This window comes from Bifidobacterium apri (assembly GCF_009299485.1).
Classification (GTDB): domain Bacteria; phylum Actinomycetota; class Actinomycetes; order Actinomycetales; family Bifidobacteriaceae; genus Bifidobacterium; species Bifidobacterium apri.
Window position 1 is genome coordinate 1 of record NZ_WBSO01000029.1, and the last position, 4,236, is coordinate 4,236.

General features: G+C 58.4%; 10 protein-coding genes. All 10 read right to left on the minus strand.

Annotated features, from left to right (window positions below; genetic code table 11):
• On the minus strand, positions 1 to 433 hold a 433-nt coding region (locus tag DSM100238_RS09080), incomplete at its 3' end, for a hypothetical protein (protein WP_152356339.1).
• Entirely contained in the window at positions 430 to 831 is a 402-nt protein-coding gene (locus DSM100238_RS09085) for a hypothetical protein (protein ID WP_152356340.1), read from the minus strand. The genes DSM100238_RS09080 and DSM100238_RS09085, both read right to left, overlap by 4 nt.
• Entirely contained in the window at positions 828 to 1,262 is a 435-nt protein-coding gene (locus DSM100238_RS09090) for a ParB/Srx family N-terminal domain-containing protein (RefSeq protein ID WP_152356341.1), read from the minus strand. Before DSM100238_RS09090 ends, DSM100238_RS09085 begins: the two co-directional genes overlap by 4 nt.
• Positions 1,259 to 1,495, minus strand: coding sequence for a hypothetical protein (locus tag DSM100238_RS09095; RefSeq protein WP_152356342.1), 237 nt, complete (start codon positions 1,493 to 1,495; stop codon positions 1,259 to 1,261). Before DSM100238_RS09095 ends, DSM100238_RS09090 begins: the two co-directional genes overlap by 4 nt.
• A complete protein-coding gene (locus DSM100238_RS09100) occupies positions 1,485 to 1,913 on the minus strand; it encodes a hypothetical protein (RefSeq protein WP_152356343.1) in 429 nt (142 codons plus the stop codon). The genes DSM100238_RS09095 and DSM100238_RS09100 overlap by 11 nt, the downstream gene beginning before the upstream one ends.
• Complete coding sequence (locus tag DSM100238_RS09105; RefSeq protein ID WP_152356344.1) at positions 1,903 to 2,280, minus strand: hypothetical protein; 378 nt, start codon at positions 2,278 to 2,280, stop codon at positions 1,903 to 1,905. The genes DSM100238_RS09100 and DSM100238_RS09105 overlap by 11 nt, the downstream gene beginning before the upstream one ends.
• The gene (locus DSM100238_RS09110) at positions 2,273 to 2,674 is read right to left on the minus strand and encodes a hypothetical protein (RefSeq protein WP_152356345.1); all 402 of its coding nucleotides are present in this window, start codon (positions 2,672 to 2,674) and stop codon (positions 2,273 to 2,275) included. The genes DSM100238_RS09105 and DSM100238_RS09110 overlap by 8 nt, the downstream gene beginning before the upstream one ends.
• Positions 2,664 to 3,239, minus strand: a complete 576-nt coding sequence (locus DSM100238_RS09115; protein ID WP_152356346.1) for a hypothetical protein — start codon at positions 3,237 to 3,239, stop codon at positions 2,664 to 2,666. Before DSM100238_RS09115 ends, DSM100238_RS09110 begins: the two co-directional genes overlap by 11 nt.
• 142 nt (positions 3,240 to 3,381) lie before the next feature.
• A complete protein-coding gene (locus DSM100238_RS09120) occupies positions 3,382 to 3,927 on the minus strand; it encodes a single-stranded DNA-binding protein (protein WP_152356347.1) in 546 nt (181 codons plus the stop codon).
• Positions 3,924 to 4,236: hypothetical protein (locus DSM100238_RS09425; RefSeq protein WP_205730718.1), on the minus strand; the 313-nt coding region annotated here is incomplete at its 5' end. The genes DSM100238_RS09425 and DSM100238_RS09120, both read right to left, overlap by 4 nt.

Sequence of the window (4,236 nt, forward strand, 5' to 3'; positions counted from 1 at the left end):
CACATTTCCCCCACCCGCGGTCGAGACTCCACCCGCTGATCGCCCATTCCCACAGTTCGGTGTACGGGTGGTCGGCGTTCACCCAACCGGTATTCGTCAATCGAAGCAGGTTGCCGGTTTCCTTCCGCCCGCACCGCGTACACGTGACATGCACATGGTCGGGGCAGTAATGCCTGGTCACACCATGCTCGTCCGTGAGTGTCTGTGTCGCGTTGCGTTCGATGCCGTGCGGCGAGTTCTCACGGTCGCCCAGCTCCTTGCCACACGTGTCGCACGTAACCCAATACATGACCTGCTGTTCGACCTTGAGCTGGTCCGGGGTCACCCACCACGGTTCCGGTATCTTGAAGGGTTCGTCGTACCCGTCGCCGGTGCAGTCATCCTCGGTCGGCCACGGGCTGACCACACGGCACATCAACTGATGTCTGATCATCGTCCTGCCTCTTTCAGAAGCTGGGAAAGCTCCATATTATGCTGCTGTATGAAGTGGAGGTCGCCGGCAAGATTCTGGACGGCACGGTACGCTTTGGAAACCGCAATGAACGCTTCGGCGGCACCCTCGTTGACGTCATCGCGTTCCATCGGGTCGCCGCCGGGGAGCCTGTGGGCAAGCATGAGACTGAGGGACAGGCGCACGCTGTAGAGGCTTCTCTTCATGTTCTCCGTGATCTCGCAGTACTCGTCGATTTCAGTGTTCTCCACGGCGCACTTCGGGCAGAGTGGCCGCTCGTCCAGTTGCGCCCAATGCTCCTTTTCCAGCGTGTCCCGCCAGTCGATGGCGTGCTTCCCGCACTTGACACAGGTCACCGACATTTTCACTTTGTCACTCATTTCGCGTCCTCCTTGCTGTAGACGGCTTCCAGAAAGTCTTTTACGAGCCGTTTCGATGGCTTCTTTCCCTTTGCGCTCATGTCGATGAGGCAGACGGGTGTCTTCAGGTCGAGCACGCTGGCGGCAATGAGCCGGTGGTAGCCGTCCACTATCTCGAATTTCCTTACGCGGGCTGTCTTGGTACCGCTGATGATGATTGGCTTCATGACGCCGTGGAGGGCGATGCTATTCATCAAAGAAGTGTCCAAAACGGTTTCGAGGAAGAGCTGCTGGAAATTCATCAGGCAGGTTTCAGACCACATCGAGCCAAGCACCTTCGGAACCACAAGCCATACGCCAGCGGCGTTCTGTGGCATGACGAACCTCTCCGTGCCAAAATCGTGGCCGAAAATATCCTTGAGCCACGAACGCACGTCAGTATCAGTGTTCATTTCGCGTCCTCGCTTTGATTCTCGACTTCCAACGGCATCGAACCCGTATAGCCCATCATCCGTGAGCAATGGGCGATCATCTGGTCGAACGCGCTCAGGCGGCCCTGTTCCCACTTCAGTGCGAACCCATTCTCTGCCCGTTCACCATGTGACCACGCCAGGGCCCTCTCAGTTTTAGCCCACTCGATGACCGCTTGTAGCGTCTGGTCTTTCTGCGTGACGTTAGTAGGCATACGGGTCTCCTTTCTCCACCGGTTTGAGTAGATGGGTGCCATCATCGGCATACTCGTCCAGTAGTATGCCGTCTGTCGATCCGGGAAAACTTGTCTCAAGGTATTCAAGTGCTTCTTTCAGCGCATATGCCCTTGCAGCACGTGCTCGGCCGAAATCCGTATCGTGGGTGCCTTGGTAGGTGTACGTATGGTGTAACTCGGCAAGATGCATCGCGTACTTATGCAAGCCGCTTTCCAGCTCCTTCTCGCAGAGAGCCGCGAACCGGTCACACGTTTGCGCGTAAGTCAATATTTGCGTGAGGTCTTTGCCTGTTAAACAACCGGGGTTACTGACCGATACCAGTGCGTCCCTCCGCCACTGTTCTGCTATCGCTTTCACGGCTTCAAGCCCGGTAAGATCACTGTCATCAGTTTTCATCGGTATCCTCCTCCGCGTACTTCGGCCAGCGTATCGGGCATTCGGTGAGCATGTCGAGGTAGCGGCTCTCCCATGCGCGAATCTCACGGATAAGCGCGGTCTTGTAGACGCAATCCGGCCACGTCTCGCGCACCCTGCACTGTATTGTTTCAAGCGTGCTCAGAATCTCCCTGATGACCATCTCCTGCTCTGGTGTCATGCTCGGCGGATGTTTCACCGGGCTTATCGTGTAGTCGCGGATAGCCGCGCCACGCTTCAACAAGCGCAGCCACAAGCGCGTCTCATGCGCCTCCTCGTCACGGTTGCGTTGCAAGTGCTTCAACACTTGGTCGAGCGTGTACGCGTCGAGCTTGCGTCGCCTACTCATCGGTTTCCCCTTTCGTCCATCTCGTCTTCTCTCTGGGTTCAAGTATTTCGAGGACGATGTTGTATGCCGTTGCATAAGCATCCAATCTTCCTCGCATACGGTGGTCTTCGGGGTTCGTTGAATCCATTGCGTCGATAGGGCACTTGGCTTTTACCGCTTGGAACTTCGCGTCCAACGCGTCAAGCACCCTCTCCAATGCCGCATCACGTACGTACTGCTCCCGCTCAAGTTCACGCTGGCACCTTTGAATGCACCGGTAGAGCGTCCGCATGGCAGTGAAAGCCGTACTGAACATTTCAGGCGGGATATCATCATCGTTGATTTTGTCGTTGAACTCGCGTGCCAAGTCTTCTATCACGGCTTGCAACCCGGTAGTCTTGTCATCATTCGCCATCGTCTTCTCCTTTCGTCATGCCTGGGCCGAGTGGCAGGAAATCATTCAGAATCAACGCCAGATTCTCCAATGTCGTGCTCACCGGGTGGGAACCCGTAGCACCGCCCCTTACGGTGAATCCTCGCCACAAGTGGATTAGCCTGTGTCGTAGCGCCATGTCGTAAGCGTCGCCCTCGAAAGAAGACAACATGGATGCCATGCGGTTGATGACGCTCCGGTCGGTGTACACGAGTTGCCGCCCCACGCTCTCACGGGTTGCGATACCCACGCCGGGGAGCTTCTGGATGACGAACCACAGCTCGCTGTCCGCGTTCCCGGCTTCCGTCTCCGCCTCGCGCATGTGTTCCGCGTAAGCCTTGCGTTTCGTGTTCTTGCATTCGATGGTCACCAACTGGCCTTGGAAGTAAACGTTGCCGATATCCCCAAGGTCTTTCGCGCCGTGCAAGCGCAACCGTTGGATACGCGGGTCGTCCAACCCCCAACGGAGGTAGTCGCACACCTTGGTTTCGAGTGCTGTCCCGGCTTTCTTCGCGCTACGCCGGTTACGCGAAACAGTCCTCGACATACGGGTCTCCTTCCTCCATGTCCGCCCAATACTCTTGCATGTGTTGTCGTGCGTTGGGGCATTCGCCCAGACAATTCAACGGCGCGCCGCACAGTTCACAAACCGCGTCCGTGTCCGGCGGCTCAAACTCGTAAACGTCCATTTAGAACTCCGGCTTGTCGCCGCCGAAACCGAACTCGCTGGCCGCTTGCGCCTGACTCCACGGGTCTTGCGGTGTCGCCGGGATCGTCGGAGGCTGAGCCTGCTGCTGGTTGCGCGTCGCGCCAGCGAACCCCGTCTGCTGTTGCGACTGGTATTGGCCGCCGCCTTGGAACCCGTGGCTGGCGGGGTTCTTCGCGACCTGCGCGGTAGCGTGCGTCAGATCGGGGCCGATATGGTCGAGGGTCAGTTCGATGACGGTACGGTTGCTCCCGTCCTTCGCCTGATATGAGCGTTGCCCCAACCGGCCTTGCGCGATGACACGCATACCCTTCGCGAGGGTTTGGGTGATGTTCGCGGCGAGGTCTCCCCACGCGGTGCAACGCATGAACAGGGTCTGCCCATCCTCCCACTGGTTGGACTGCCGGTTGTACTGGCGTGGCGTGTTCGCGATGGTGAGGGACGCGACCTGCCTGCCGGATTGCGTGGTACGGAGTTCCGGGTCTGCTGTCAAGTTGCCGACGATCGTCAACTGTGTCTCGTTGCTCATGCCTGTGTCTCCTTGGGCTGGTCTGTGGCTGTTTGGTCAGGTTGCTGTTGTGGTTCCGGGTTCGGTGTTGTTTCCTGTTGCGGTTCCGGTTCCGGTGCTGGGGCGGCTTGTGTCGGGAACATGGTTTGCATGGTCTGGCCGATCCGTTGCGCGAGGAACCCGACTCCCCCGCTCAACAGGGTCGCCGCCTGCTCGAACGTCAACTCCTTCGGTTCGACACGCTCACGACCATCACCCAGCAGGCTGGCGAGCACCATGCCCCGCCAATGCTTCGGCAGGCCACCTGGATTCCCGGCGCGACGGAACGCG

Excerpts from the sequence above, each read along its gene's own strand:
- DSM100238_RS09100 (WP_152356343.1), bottom strand. The coding sequence starts at position 1,913 with ATGAAAACTGATGACAGTGATCTTACCGGGCTTGAAGCCGTGAAAGCG.
- DSM100238_RS09085 (WP_152356340.1), bottom strand. The coding sequence starts at position 831 with ATGAGTGACAAAGTGAAAATGTCGGTGACCTGTGTCAAGTGCGGGAAG.
- DSM100238_RS09105 (WP_152356344.1), bottom strand. The coding sequence starts at position 2,280 with ATGAGTAGGCGACGCAAGCTCGACGCGTACACGCTCGACCAAGTGTTG.
- DSM100238_RS09115 (WP_152356346.1), bottom strand. The coding sequence starts at position 3,239 with ATGTCGAGGACTGTTTCGCGTAACCGGCGTAGCGCGAAGAAAGCCGGG.
- DSM100238_RS09090 (WP_152356341.1), bottom strand. The coding sequence starts at position 1,262 with ATGAACACTGATACTGACGTGCGTTCGTGGCTCAAGGATATTTTCGGC.
- DSM100238_RS09110 (WP_152356345.1), bottom strand. The coding sequence starts at position 2,674 with ATGGCGAATGATGACAAGACTACCGGGTTGCAAGCCGTGATAGAAGAC.
- DSM100238_RS09120 (WP_152356347.1), bottom strand. The coding sequence starts at position 3,927 with ATGAGCAACGAGACACAGTTGACGATCGTCGGCAACTTGACAGCAGAC.
- DSM100238_RS09095 (WP_152356342.1), bottom strand. The coding sequence starts at position 1,495 with ATGCCTACTAACGTCACGCAGAAAGACCAGACGCTACAAGCGGTCATC.